The sequence below is a fragment of the Thermoanaerobaculia bacterium genome, from assembly GCA_018057705.1.
In the GTDB taxonomy this organism is placed as follows: Bacteria; Acidobacteriota; Thermoanaerobaculia; order Multivoradales; family JAGPDF01; genus JAGPDF01.
Genome location: JAGPDF010000040.1, coordinates 15,351 through 27,991 on the forward strand (window position 1 = coordinate 15,351; position 12,641 = coordinate 27,991).

Consider the following 12,641-nt stretch of genomic DNA (forward strand, 5'->3'; position numbering starts at 1 on the left):
GGCATGCTAGCCGAAACCGCGGCCCGTGAGGTCGCCCGCGACGGCCGCGTCGCGCCTGCGCCCCGATTCTGGGTTAGGGTGACTCGCGTGAAGATCCGAACCGTCGAACTGTCCGTTCCGGCCGCGGCGGCGGCGATCCTGGCGACGGCGGCGACGATGCTCGTCCTCGACCTGGCGTGGCTGGGGATCGTCGCCCGGGGTCTCTACGCGTCCGCGCTCGGCCATCTGATGCGGCCCGAGGCCTGGTGGCCTGCGGCCCTCCTCTTCTACCTCTTCTACGTTTCGGTGATCGCGGCCTGGGCGGTCTTCGGCACCGGGGCCCCTTCGGCCGCCGCCCGGCGCGGCGCCGGGCTCGGCTTCGTGGCCTACACGACCTACGAACTGACGAACTGGGCCGTCCTCAGGGACTGGCCGGCGTGGATCGTCCCGATCGACATCGCCTGGGGAATCGCCTTGACCGCCGTCTCCGCCCTGGCCGGAAAGCTGGCCGAGCGCGCCGTCGGAGGCCGGCCGGCCCGGAGGGAGGCCCCGCGGTGAGGAGCCCGCCGCTGCGCCACGGACCGGCCCGGTCTCGGGGCTCGGCTCAAGGGAGGGCCGAGCTCCAGCGCAGCGTGCTGCCGGCGTCGAAGCCGTCGCAGAGCAGGCAGGCGTCGCCGGCGTAGAGCTCCCTTTTGTTGTCGACCTCCTGATCGGCGATATAGAAAACCCGGTAGGGCGCCGACGGCGAGAAGACCGGATCGATCGCGACTTCGCACTCCCCGGTGCAGGAGTCGACGGTCGTCCAGCCGGGACGGTCGAAGCGCGCCATGCGGAGGCGGGTCGAGATTCCGCCGCCGGGGACGAACGACTCCAGCTCCTGCACCATGGCGACCCACTCGCCGTCCGGCGAGATCTCGAAGTCGAGGATGCGGCTGCCGCCCAGCGAGCCGGCGCCGCCCACCGGGACCGATGGGCCGCCGCCGATCGGAACGACATAGAGGTTCTCGTAGCCTGCCGTCGCCTGGTCGGCGACGTAGACGACCCGCGTGCCGTCGGAGGTGATCCGCGGCGCCACCTCCCAATCGATGGCGACGTCCCCGCCAGCGACGAGTGGCGGATGGAGCTTCACCGGCGTGCCGCCCGCGATCGGAACGGAGTAGAGCTCGAAGCGGTTCCAGACCTCCTTGTCCGCGAGGAAGACCAGGCGGTCGGAATCGAAGGCATAGCGCTTCACGGCTCCATCGCTCACCATCGGGCCGACGAGCGCGACCCGGTCCGTAGCGTCGGGCCGTACCGACCAGATCTGTCGCGTGTCGACGTCGAACTCGCTGTAGAGGATCCGCGTGCCGTCCGGCAAGAAACGCGGCTCCAGAATGTCCCAGTTGCCGCTCAGGGCGTGACTCAGCTTGACGACGTTTCCCCCGGCGGCGGGCACGATATAGAGCTCGATGCGCCCTTCGACCTGCTGGTCGGCGAGGTAGGCGACCGCATCGTCGATCGGCGACGGTACGAAGCCCTGAACGTCGCCGCCGGCGACCAACGCCCCGTTGAGCTTGGTCGGTGCACCGCCCGCGACGGGAACCGACCAGAGGTCGAGCCGACCGTCGACCGCAGCGTCGGCGCGGTAGATCAAGCGCGAGAAATCATGCGTCGCCCGTCCGCCGGGATCGAAGCCGAAGTGCCCCTCGAGCGGCAGCGACACGAGCAGGTTGCGCTCGCCGCCGTCGACGTCCGCGATCCAGAGCTCCGAGGCGACCGTGTCGCTCGGCGGGCTCGCGTTGGTCTGGTAGACGAGGCGCAGGGAGTCGGGCGAGAAGGCCAGCGGTCCTTGGACCGACAGGCCGGTCGGAAGGGGGGCATTGACCTGCACGAAGCTCCCCGGAGCGCCACCGACCTCCGCCGAAAAGAGCTCGACCTGGCCGAGCTCGTCCTGGGGCGAGCGGAACAGGATCCGCGCGCCGTCGGGAGTCACCGCATGATCCTCGACCGCAGCATTGGCCGGCAGCAGCCCCGAGATCCGCTCGGGAGTCCCGCCCGCGGTCGCAACTCGCCAGAGCTCGTGCGCCTGATCGACTTCGGCGTCGTGGACGTAGAAGATCCAGCGGCCGTCGTGCGAGACCGAGTCCGGAGCGAGGTTCCAGACGTCGCTCGCCGGGTGTCCCTCCGACAGGCGGTAGTTCGCGCCCGGCGCCGCCGACGGCGCGGAGAACATCGCGAGCAGGGCGAGCAGGACGAGCGGAACGAATCGGCGCATGACGGTCTCCTCCGGGGCCATCGCGGGCCCTCCCATCGAAGAACGTCGTACCCCCGGGCAGGGGGCCAGCCGAAGGGCCGCTGCGCCGCAGGGCGACGCCCGGACTCCCTTCGGGGCGTGCCCATTTCGGTCCGTCCGGGTCTCACCGGACTGCCGGGCTCCGGCCTGGCCGGGGTCGGTGCCGCCGATGATCCTCCAGCCCGCCCTCCTGCGCGTAGTGGGATATGCGCAAATCTCCCCAACGTCCCGCATCCCGTTTCGCCCTGGCCGGGATGCTGGCCCTGCTCGCCTGCCTCTGGAGCGCCGGGCGCGCCAACGCCGCGGCCTCGGTCGGGCTCTCGACCGTGCAGAGCCGCCTCCTCGCCAACCCCTCGATCGCCCAGTGGACGGCCGAAGCCGGCGACTCCTTCGCCGACGTGCTCGCCACCGGCGACTTCAACGGTGATGGCGCCGACGACCTCGCGGTGGGCATCCCCAACGACAACGGCCTGCACGGCGCGACCGCCAACAGCGGACTCGTCGTCGTCTGGTATGGCACTCCCGGAGAAGGACTGCAATCAGTGGTCTGGAACGTCCTGCGGATTGCGATCCCGCAGGAGAACGCCCGCTTCGGCGCTGCGCTCGCCGCCGGCGACTTCGATGGCGACGGCTTCGACGACCTCGCGGTAGGGGCGCCAGGCTTCGACTTCACCACCGGCAATCAAGACACCGCAAACTACGGGATGGTCAGGATTCACCGCGGCAGCGCCACCGGGCTCGAGGAGATCAGCCCCGAGACGCTGGATTCGCGCGGCTACGGCGGAGCGCAACAGCACTTCGGTCAGAGCCTCGCGGTCGGCGACTTCAACGGCGACTTCCTCGACGACCTCGCGGTCGGAGCGCCGCAGGCGAACTGGGCGATCGACGGCACGACCGTCCCCGGCGGAGTTGTCTACGTCCAGCACGGCCCGGATCTCATCTCCACGCAGTGGTACCGCTTCTCGCAGTACATGGACGAGATCCCCGACATTTTCGAAGCGAACGATCTCTTCGGCTTCTCCCTCGCCGTGGGCAACTTCAACCGCGACGGCATCTGCTCGCCGGCCTGCGCCAACTACGACGATCTCGCCATCGGGGTTCCGGGAGAGGATGGACAGGGCAAAGTCCTCGTGCTCTTCGGCAGCGAGTGGAGTCTGCTCGCCGGCAGCGCGCACTGGTTCGGCGAAGGGGAGCTCGGCGGAACCGCTGGCCCGGGGCAGTTCGGACGCACGCTCGCGACCGGCGACTTCGACGGCGATCTGGCCGACGATCTGGCGGTCGGCGCGCCGTTCAAGTCGGTGAGTGGGGCAGCGGCCGCAGGGCAGGTCACCACCCTCTTCGGCAGCGTGATCGCCATCAACGGCTCCTGGTTCGACGTCGCCGCCACCCGCTGGCTGACGCAGACGACGTTCTACGGCGCGGGCGCGAACGCCGCCAGCGATCAATTCGGCTGGAGCCTCGCCAGCGGCGACTTCGATCGCGACGGCGTCGATGACCTCGCGGTCGGGCATATCGGCGAGGACGTGGTCCCCGGCGGCAGCAACCTCGGCGCCTTCACGATTCTCACCGGGAGTGGCGCGAACCCTCGGGGGCCTGGCCGCACCTTTCGCCTCTTCGGCGCCGGCTATGCCGGCATGCCGATCCCGTGGGCCGATTGGGACAACTTCGGCTGGTCTCTCGCGACGGGCGACTTCGACGGCAACCTTCACGACGACCTCGTCGTGGGAGTCCCATTTCACGATGTCGCGAGCGTCGGCACCGAAGTCGGCGCCGCGGTGGTGCTGCGAGGGGCGCTCTTCGCCGACAGCCTCGACTGGGACGGCAGCCTCCTCTTCTGGTCCGAAGTGGCGCCCTGAACGGTCACGAGCCCGACTGCACGTCCGCGACCCCTTCTGTGCCGGCCGCCGGGGCAGAGACCCTTCGGCAGAGCCTGCCCTCCCGGCACTCCGCGGGGCGCCCGGCGCCCGGCTCGCCGCACCCGGCTCAGGCTACGGCTCGAGGCCACGCCGGGTTCGCACTCGCCTGCGAGGAGAGTTCGCTCAGCGGTGCTGATCGACCAGGATCGGGTTGCCGTCGGGGTCGGCGACGACGAAGCTCGCCGGGCCGCTGGTCGTCTCGTCCGCCTCCTGCACGAGCGGCACCCCGGCCGCCTTCAGCCGGCGCTGCAGCTCGCGGACGTCGGTGAACGCCGCCAGCGGCTGCGCGTTCTGGTCCCAGCCCGGATTGAAGGTCAGGATGTTCTTCTCGAACATCCCCTGGAAGAGCCCGATGACATGGTCGCCGTTCTTCAGGATCAACCAGTTCTGCGCGGCATCGCCGTGGAACTTCACGAAGCCGAGCTGCTCGTAGAACTTCCGCGAAGCCTCGAGGTCCTTGACTGCCAGGCTGATCGAAAAAGCTCCCAGGTCCATGGTGGTCTCCGATAGGGATGGGTTTGCAGATGGGTTCGAGCCGGCCGCGGGCGGTGCGATGCCGGGAGGAGTCGCGCTCTCGAGGCTCAGGGTACGCGAAAGACCTGCGGCGAAGCCCCGTACGCTGGGACATGCCCGGGATGTTATCGGCTCCGTCCGCTCAGGTGTTGGCGGGGGGCGGGAGCGTCGTGAGGCGGCGGTCGTCCCGCGGTCGCGGTTCACGGCGCGGGGGTCCAGTAGTCCGCGTTGGCGGACTCGAAGCCGTCGGCGAAGGCAGCGCCCGGCAGGACGATCGCCGCGCCTGCGGCGTCGATTCCGGAGACGACCTCGAGAGGCAGCCCGCTGGCGAGGTCGTCGAAACCGTCGCCGTCGAAGTCGCCGGCGACGAGAGCCGAACCGAAGCCGCCGCGCGAAGTCTGCGGCGGCTGGCCGGGCAGCCCCTCTGCGACCGGGGCGAAGCGCCGGACGCCGCCGCCGAGCCCCCCGGCGTTGCCGGCGATCACGGTCGTGGCACCGTGGTCGAAGTGCTCCGGCACGGCCGACGGGTTCTCTCCCGGATGCCCAATCGCGAGGTCGTCGAAGCCGTCGCCGTCGAAATCGCCGGTCGCCAACGCTTGGCCGAAGCGGTCGCCGGTCTCGCTCGCTGGAGGGTCGAGAATCATGTCCTCGGCGAAGTGGGAGACGTGGCCCGGGGTCGGGATCGTCGGCCCGCCGTAGACGACGACCACCTGGCCCGCCGCATCGACGACGCCGGTCGGAGCATCGAACGTGTCGAAGGGGATGCCGATGACCAGGTCGTCGAAGCCGTCGTCATCGAAGTCGCCGAAGGCTAGAGCGAGCGCGAAGCGATCGGCGAGATCGGGGTCGCCTCCCAGCGCCCCATCGGTAAGGAGCATCGAACCCGCCGCGACGAGTCCGGCGGGCCCACCGAAAACGACGTGCGCGATTCCGGCCGCGATGGCCTCGCCGGGGACGCCGATCGCGAGATCGTCGAAGCCATCGCCGTCGAGATCTCCCGCCGCCAGAGCGTAGGCGAACTGATCGAAACCGTCGGGCTCGCCCGGCAGGCCGGTTCCGAGCTGGTCGAAGGCCTGCGACGCGGCGGGGGCAAGCCCCGTGGCCGAACCGGGGATCGCCACCGCCCAGCCCGCCTTCGCTGCGCCGTTCAGGGCCTCGCCGGGGGCGCCGATCGCCAGGTCGGCGAAGCCGTCGGCGTCGAAGTCGCCACAGGCGAGCGCCCCGCCGAAGCGATCCTCGACCTCGGCGCCATCCGGGATACCGATCGTGTCCTGGGTGTAGAGGCCGGCGCCGCTCGTGACCGGCCCACCGGGCCGACCGCTGTAGGTGAAGACGGCGCCCGCGGCCGACGTCGCGCCGACCGACTCGCCCGGAGCACCGACCGCGAGGTCGTCGAAGCCGTCACCGTCGAAATCGCAGGCGGCGAGGGCGTAGCCGTGGGAATCGAACGGCTCGAAGCCGCTGCCGGTCTGGGACAGGAGGCGCGGAGTCGACCCGGCGAGAAGCCCCGTCGCGTGGCCGAAGAAGACGATGACGCTACCGCTGCCCGGCACCGGCGCGCCGATCGGCCCGGAATCTCCGGGCACGCCGACCGCGAGATCCTCGCGGCCGTCGCCGTCGAAGTCTCCGGTCGCGAAGGCGTGTCCGAAGGCGTCGTCTGCCTGGACGCCCGTGGCGCCGATCGCCGGATCGGGAAGGTAGATCGCCCCAACGGTGGAGAGCCCGACACTCTCGGCGTCGGCGAACGCGAGAGCGGTAACGAGCAGAAGCGCGAGCGCTGCGATCGGGACTGTGTCGCGCAGCGCCGTGACGGATCTCCCGCCACGGCGCCTCGGGATGCGCCCGGTCATCCCGGCTCGCTCTCGGCGATCCGGCGCGCGCGCGCGCCGCGGCCGGGCCCCTTCCCGAACGGCAGCAGCATCGGCACACGCTCGCGGTAGTCGGCGTAGGCGCGACCGTGTGCCGCGAGCGTGTCGCGCTCCTCGAAGCGGATGCCGACGAGGATGTAGAGCGTCGTCGCGACACTGAACAGAAGGTGTCCGGCCGTCATCCGCGGCGTGGCCCAGAAGGCGAGGAGGAATCCCAGCATGATCGGATGCCGGACCATTCGGTAGAGGAACGGGGTGCGGAAACCGACCTCGGTGTAGGGGCGCTGCCGCAGGTGGAGGTAGACCTGTCGCAGTCCGAAGAGATCGAAGTGCTGAATCAGGAAGGTGCCGACGAGGACCATCGCCCAGCCGAGGACGAAGATGGCCCAGAGAACGGCCTGCCCGGCGGCGCTCTCGACGCTCCAGATCGTCCCCGGGATCGGCTCCCACTGCCAGAAGAGCAGGATGAGGGCGAGGCTCGCGAGCAGCACGTAGGTGCTGCGCTCGATCGACTTCGGCACCAGCCGCGTCCACCGGCGCTTGAATCCCGGCCGCGCCATGACGCTGTGCTGGAGCGCGAACACCGCGAGCAGGAGGGCGTCGATCGCGAGCGCCCGGCCGAGGGGTCCGGCCGCTCCGTCGTTCACCGACTTCGGCACCAGGACGTCGCCGACGAAGCCGATGGCATAGAGAAAGGTGCCGAGGAAGATCAGATAGCTCACTGCGCCATAGACGAGGGCGAAGACTCGGGTCATGACTCTCTCCTCCTGGATCGAAGCGTGAACGACGCGCGCACGGCGCGAACCGACGCGGCCGGAGGTCGGATCCGCCGGCTCATCGAGATGTATCGAGATCGGGGTGGGCGAGCCGCCAGTGGAGACTGTCGCGAGCGCTCCGGGCGGGTCCGACGAAGGTGATGGACCGCAGGCGCCCCTTCGGGGGAGGGGGGGCCGCGGCGGGTTTCGGGTTTGGATTACGATCCACCCTTCGTATGGGCCTTCTCGACGACGCGCTCTGGCGGCGGCTCTCGCCGCTGCTCGACCGTGCCCTCGAGCTCTCCTCGCAGGAGCGCTCGGCGCTGGTCGCGACGTTGCTCGACTCGGAGCCCGACCTCGCGGCCGCCCTGGAAGAGGCGCTGGCAGTCCACGAGCGGGCGGCCGCCTCCGGCTTCCTCGCGTCTGCGGCACGCACGCCGGCGCGATCGCTCGCCGGTCAGAACCTCGGCTCCTACCAACTGATCGAGCGCATCGGCGCCGGGGGTATGGGCAGCGTCTGGCGCGCAACGCGGGCCGATGGCCGCTTCGAAGGTGAGGTCGCGGTGAAGCTCCTCCATCCGTCCCTGATCGAGGGCGAGGGGGCCGAGCGCTTCCGCCGTGAGGGAACGATCCTCTCCCGCCTGACCCACCCCGGAATCGCGCGGCTTTACGACGCCGGCGTGTCGGAGGCCGGGCAGCCGTACCTCGTCCTCGAGTTGGTCGACGGCGAACCCATCGACCGCTACGCCGACGCGCGCCGGCTCGACGTCGGCGCGCGCCTGGTCCTCTTCCTGCAGGTCGCCGAGGCGGTGGCTTCCGCCCACTCGAGCCTCGTGGTGCATCGCGACCTCAAGCCGTCGAACATTCTGGTCGACCGTGACGGACGGGTGAAGCTGCTCGACTTCGGCATCGCAACGCTGCTCGACGCCGCCTCCGGCGAGGCCAGCCTCCGCACGCAGACGGCGGCGCGCGCGCTCACGCCGCAGTATGCGGCCCCCGAGCAGCTCGAGGGGGGGCCGATCACCACCGCCGTCGACGTCTACGCCCTCGGCGTATTGCTCTACGAGTTGCTGACCGGCGAGCATCCGACGACTCGGGCACGGGCCTCGACAGCGGAGCTCGTTCGCGCGATCACGACAGCCGATCCGCCGCGGATGAGCGAGCGCATCCGCCGCGCCGGGAATCGAGGCGGCGAAGCCGACCGCTTCACGCTGCGCGCACCCACCCGCGAACAGCTGGCTCGCACCCTGGCGGGCGACCTCGACACCATCGTCACCAAGGCCCTCAAGAGAGACCCGGCGGCGCGCTACCTCACCGTCGCGGCTTTCGCCGACGACCTGCGGCGCCACCTTCACGACCAGCCGGTGCGGGCGCGCCGCGACAGCTTCGGCTATCGGGTGCGCAAGCTCGTCGCGCGCCACCGTCTCGAGGTCGCCGCCGCCGTGGTCGTGACTGCGTCGCTCGTGGCCTCGACCGCCATCGCCGTGCGGCAGGCGCGCCGCTCCGAACACCAGCGGGATCGCGCGCTCGAGGAGCTCTATCGGGCCGAGATCACCAACGACCTCTCCGCCTTTCTCCTCTCCGAGGCGACCCCTGGAGCCGAGCCCATCCGCAAGAGCGAGGTGCTGCGCCGCGGCGAAGAGATGATCGAGGGGCGCTTTGCCGGAGCGCCCGACCTGCAGGCGCACATGCTCCTCGTCCTCTCCGAGCGCTATTACGAGACTTCGGAGTTCGCGAGCTGGCGCCGAACTCTCGAACGCGCCTACGAGCGCTCCCGGGAGACGAGCGACCCGCGCCTGCGCGCGGTCGCCGGGTGCGAGCTCGCCGTCTCGCTGGTGGACCGCGACATGGACCTTTCCCGGCAGCTGCTCGAGGAGTCCCTGCGGGAGCTCCAAGGCGCCAGCGAGCCGGCGGCAGAGCTTGCCCGTTGCCGGCTCGCCGAGGCGATCGTCGCGCGCCGGCTCGGCGAGCTCGACCGGGCGGTCGCGGCCGCAGAGGCTGCGCTCGCCCTCGAGCGCGCACGCCCCGGGCCGCCGGGCCGGGGCGCCAACGCCTTGAATGCGCTCGCGCTCATCCAGACGGAGCTCGGCCGCTACGACGCGGCGAGCCGAACCTACGAGCAACTCTTCGAGCTCTTCCGGTCGCAGCGGCGAGAACGGACCCGAACCGCGGCCACCCTCCACCACAACTGGGCCGTCGCTCTGCAGAGCGCGGGTCAGATCCGTCGCGCGCTTCTCGAGTCGGAGCGCGGCGTGGCCCTGGCGCGCGAGGTCGACCCCGGGACGGGGCCGTCTCCGAATCAGCTCTGGGTCCTGGGAAGTGCGCTCTCTCTGGCCGGGCGCCACGCCGAAGCGCTCGCCGCCATCGACGAGGCCGTCGAGCGGGCCCGCAGCTCGGAGGGAGCGGCAATCTCGTTCTGGGCGCTCGTCTATGCCGGCCGGTTGTACGCGGAAGCCGGAATGCCGGGGGCAGCCGACGAGCGCTTCGCGGAGCTCGATCGGCTCACCGCTGCGAGCCCCGCACTTCCCGCCTGGTTCACTGGCTGGCGAGAGTGGTACGGCGCCGCGGCCGAGGTCGAGCGCGGGAGTCCGGCGCGAGCGGTCGAGCTCGCGGCCCGCGCGCTCGCGACCTTCGAGGCAGCGAAACGGCCGCGCGAGATCCCGCCGACGCGGCTGCTGCTGGCGCGCGCTTTCAACGATCTCGGTCGATTCGAGGAGGCGCAAGCCCAGGCCGAACCGGCCCTGGCCGCGGCTCGTGAGCGGCTGGGAGACTTCTCGCACTCGCGCGGCGTCGGTCTCGCCGAGCTCGAGCTGGCCCGGGCGGCGGCCGGTTCCGGAGATCCGGTCCGGGCCCGCGCGGCGATCGCACGGGCCCTCGATCACTTGCGAGCCTCGATGGGGGACGACGCCCCGGAGACGCGGCGGGCGCTGGCGCTCCATGCAGCGCTCACCGCGCCGGGCTAGCGCCGCGCCTACGGATCGATCGCCCAGGGGGCGAGGGGCACCTCGTGCTCGAAGCCGTCGGCGAACTGGGCGCCGGGAAGTACGGTCACCGTACCCGCTCCGGTAACGCCCTCGATCGTCTCGTGCGGAGCGCCGATCGCCAGGTCGGCGTAACCGTCGCCGTCGAAATCCCCGGCGGCCAGCGCGCGGCCGAGCTCCCGCCCCGGCGAACCCGGCGGCGGCGGTCCCGGGAAGCCGTCAGCCCCGGCGGCGAAGAGTCGACGGCCCGCCGTGGGCGCGGGTCCGTCGGCGGTGCCGACCATCACCGTAACGGCGCCGTCCTGCGCGAAACCGATCGCCTCTCCGGAGTGGCCGGCGGCGAAGTCTGCGCGGCCGTCGCCGTTGAAGTCGGCCACCGCGAGCGCCAGTCCGAACCGGTCGTTCCCCTCGCTCGCCCCCGGAAAGTGGATGTTGTTCTCGGCCCAGTAGGAGACCGGTCCGGGGGGCGTGACCGATCCACGGACGACCGCGACCTGCCCGGTCTCGACGATCGGGCCACCGCTCGAAGCGAACGTCTCGAGCGGAATGCCCACCACCAGATCGTGGAACCCATCGCCGTCGAGATCGCCGAACGCCAGCGTGAGCCCGAAGTTGTCTCCCGCCTCCGTCAGTCCGCCGAGAGTCGCGTCGGTGAAATCCAGCGATTCGAATCCGGTGAGGCCGGCCAACGCGCCGAAGAGCACGTGGACCGCTCCCGCGGAGAGCTCCTCGCCCGGCACCCCGATCGCAAGGTCGGCGAACCCGTCGCCGTCGAAGTCACCGGCCGCGAGGCTCGCTCCGAACTGGTCGTTCGGCTCCGGATCGTCAGCGACGTCCGGTCCGCCCTGGGTGAAGGTGTGAGTTCCCGTCGCCGAGAGACCAGCGGCCGACCCACGAAGGACGGCCACCCAGCCGGCGTTCACGGCGGCCCCGACGTCCTCGGACGGCGCGCCGATCGCCAGGTCGGCGAAGCCGTCGTTGTCGAAGTCGCCGCAGGCGAGCGCAGCGCCGAAGGCGTCGCCCGCCTCCGCGGTATCGGCGATGCCGACGGTGGCCTGCGTGAACAGCGCAAAGGCCCCCACCACGGGCCCACCGGCGTCACCCGGGTAGACGAAGACGGCGCCCGCCGCGTCGATCGCTCCGAGGCCCTCGCCGGGCGCGCCGACGGCGAGGTCGGCGAACCCGTCGCCGTCGAAGTCACAGATCGCCAGCGCGTGGCCGTGCCGATCGTTGACCTCGTATCCGGAGCCCGACTGGGCGATCCGACGCGGCGGCGCTCCTGCGATTCCGGTGTCGCCGGCCCCGAAGTAGACCGACACGCCGCCGCTGTTGGCCACCGGCGCCGCCAAGGGACCGTCATCCTGCGGGATTCCGACCGCCAGGTCGTCGAAACCGTCGCCGTCGAGATCTCCCGCAGCGAGTGCCTGCGCGAATCGGTCGTTCGTCTGCGGACCCAGATCGCCGATCGTCACGTTCGCCAGTCGGTGAGAACGCACCGGCGAGAGGCCGACGTTCAGGTCTTGGCCGGAGAGTTCGACGGCGAGCAACGTAGCGCCCAGGACAAGGCAGCGGCCGGCCGTGCGGACCCCTCGATGCCGCGCGCCGTGCGTTCGCGGGCCCCGCGACGAGGGCTGGCCTCGGAAGTTTCGATGCATCGTCGTGGCTCCTTCTCGGCTGCGCTGCGCCTCGGGCCATGGCGACCCGGGCGGGCGACCGTCTCGGAGTTGGATCGAGGGCGCGCCCGGAAACACGACAGGGCCAGCCGCCCGCGCCCGCTCAGGTGCGCTCGAGGGCGGTGTGGAGCAGCAGCCGCGCTTTCGCCCAGTCGCGCTGCACGGTGCGTTCGGAGACGCCGCGCAGGTCCGCGATCTCGGCGAGAGTGAAACCGCAGAAGAAGGAGAGGTCGACGAGCTCGGCGAGCGCCGGCTCGAGATTCGCCAGGTCGGCAAGTGCGTCGCCCAGGCGCTCCACCTCATCCGGCGAGCCGGCGGCGGCGATCGCCGCCTCGGCGAGCGGGACGAAGGCGACGTCGCCACCATGCCGGCGCGTGCGGCGGGCCCGAATCTCGTCGATCACCAACCCGCGCATGGCGCGCGCCGCGTAGCCCAGGAAGCGGTTCTCGTCGACGAAGGCCAGCCCCTCGCGACGCGAAATGCCGAGATAGGCCTCGTGCACGAGCGTCGTCGTGTTCCAGGTCATCGCGCCGCGCGCTCGTGCGACGTTGGCATGGGCGAGGCGATGGAGCTCGTCGTAGAGCAGCGTGAAGAGCGACTCGCGCGCCGCTGCGTCGCCGCCTTCGGCGCGCTCGAAGATCTGCCGCAGCGACGAGTCGTTTTCCGGGCTCACCGCGACCGATG

The 12,641-nt window shown here is 71.1% G+C and carries 9 protein-coding genes; 3 read left to right on the plus strand and 6 right to left on the minus strand.

Annotated features, from left to right (window positions below; translation table 11 throughout):
• Nucleotides 1-3 precede the first annotated feature (3 nt).
• Nucleotides 4-537: a DUF2177 family protein gene (locus tag KBI44_13160; GenBank protein ID MBP9145429.1), complete on the plus strand. Its 534-nt coding sequence runs from the start codon at nucleotides 4-6 to the stop codon at nucleotides 535-537.
• A gap of 46 nt (nucleotides 538-583) precedes the next feature.
• Here KBI44_13160 and KBI44_13165 read toward each other — a convergent pair whose 3' ends face one another.
• Entirely contained in the window at nucleotides 584-2,233 is a 1,650-nt protein-coding gene (locus KBI44_13165) for a hypothetical protein (protein MBP9145430.1), read from the minus strand.
• A gap of 224 nt (nucleotides 2,234-2,457) precedes the next feature.
• Between KBI44_13165 and KBI44_13170 the strand changes: the two genes are divergently transcribed.
• The gene (locus KBI44_13170) at nucleotides 2,458-4,107 is read left to right on the plus strand and encodes an FG-GAP repeat protein (GenBank protein MBP9145431.1); all 1,650 of its coding nucleotides are present in this window, start codon (nucleotides 2,458-2,460) and stop codon (nucleotides 4,105-4,107) included.
• A gap of 183 nt (nucleotides 4,108-4,290) precedes the next feature.
• Here the strand turns inward: KBI44_13170 and KBI44_13175 are convergent, their stop codons facing one another.
• The 3 genes from KBI44_13175 to KBI44_13185 all read right to left on the minus strand — a co-directional run bounded on the left by KBI44_13175 (nucleotide 4,291) and on the right by KBI44_13185 (nucleotide 7,303).
• On the minus strand, nucleotides 4,291-4,662 hold the full coding sequence (locus KBI44_13175) for a VOC family protein (protein MBP9145432.1): 372 nt from the start codon (nucleotides 4,660-4,662) through the stop codon (nucleotides 4,291-4,293).
• Between the two features lie 218 nt (nucleotides 4,663-4,880).
• Nucleotides 4,881-6,530 (minus strand): FG-GAP repeat protein, encoded by a 1,650-nt coding sequence (locus tag KBI44_13180; protein ID MBP9145433.1) that lies wholly within the window; start codon nucleotides 6,528-6,530, stop codon nucleotides 4,881-4,883.
• On the minus strand, nucleotides 6,527-7,303 hold the full coding sequence (locus tag KBI44_13185; protein MBP9145434.1) for an isoprenylcysteine carboxylmethyltransferase family protein: 777 nt from the start codon (nucleotides 7,301-7,303) through the stop codon (nucleotides 6,527-6,529). The genes KBI44_13180 and KBI44_13185 overlap by 4 nt, the downstream gene beginning before the upstream one ends.
• Before the next feature lie 236 nt (nucleotides 7,304-7,539).
• Here KBI44_13185 and KBI44_13190 point away from each other — a divergent pair, with 236 nt between their 5' ends.
• The gene (locus KBI44_13190) at nucleotides 7,540-10,266 is read left to right on the plus strand and encodes a protein kinase (GenBank protein MBP9145435.1); all 2,727 of its coding nucleotides are present in this window, start codon (nucleotides 7,540-7,542) and stop codon (nucleotides 10,264-10,266) included.
• 8 nt (nucleotides 10,267-10,274) lie between these two features.
• Here KBI44_13190 and KBI44_13195 read toward each other — a convergent pair whose 3' ends face one another.
• Both KBI44_13195 and KBI44_13200 read right to left on the minus strand, forming a co-directional pair.
• Nucleotides 10,275-11,831 (minus strand): FG-GAP repeat protein, encoded by a 1,557-nt coding sequence (locus KBI44_13195; protein MBP9145436.1) that lies wholly within the window; start codon nucleotides 11,829-11,831, stop codon nucleotides 10,275-10,277.
• 229 nt (nucleotides 11,832-12,060) lie between these two features.
• Nucleotides 12,061-12,630, minus strand: coding sequence for a sigma-70 family RNA polymerase sigma factor (locus KBI44_13200; protein MBP9145437.1), 570 nt, complete (start codon nucleotides 12,628-12,630; stop codon nucleotides 12,061-12,063).
• Nucleotides 12,631-12,641 lie beyond the last annotated feature (11 nt).

Coding starts and splice junctions, on each gene's coding strand:
- KBI44_13160 (MBP9145429.1), top strand. CDS start 4: ATGCTAGCCGAAACCGCGGCCCGTGAGGTCGCCCGCGACGGCCGCGTC.
- KBI44_13165 (MBP9145430.1), bottom strand. CDS start 2,233: ATGCGCCGATTCGTTCCGCTCGTCCTGCTCGCCCTGCTCGCGATGTTC.
- KBI44_13170 (MBP9145431.1), top strand. CDS start 2,458: ATGCGCAAATCTCCCCAACGTCCCGCATCCCGTTTCGCCCTGGCCGGG.
- KBI44_13175 (MBP9145432.1), bottom strand. CDS start 4,662: ATGGACCTGGGAGCTTTTTCGATCAGCCTGGCAGTCAAGGACCTCGAG.
- KBI44_13180 (MBP9145433.1), bottom strand. CDS start 6,530: ATGACCGGGCGCATCCCGAGGCGCCGTGGCGGGAGATCCGTCACGGCG.
- KBI44_13185 (MBP9145434.1), bottom strand. CDS start 7,303: ATGACCCGAGTCTTCGCCCTCGTCTATGGCGCAGTGAGCTATCTGATC.
- KBI44_13190 (MBP9145435.1), top strand. CDS start 7,540: ATGGGCCTTCTCGACGACGCGCTCTGGCGGCGGCTCTCGCCGCTGCTC.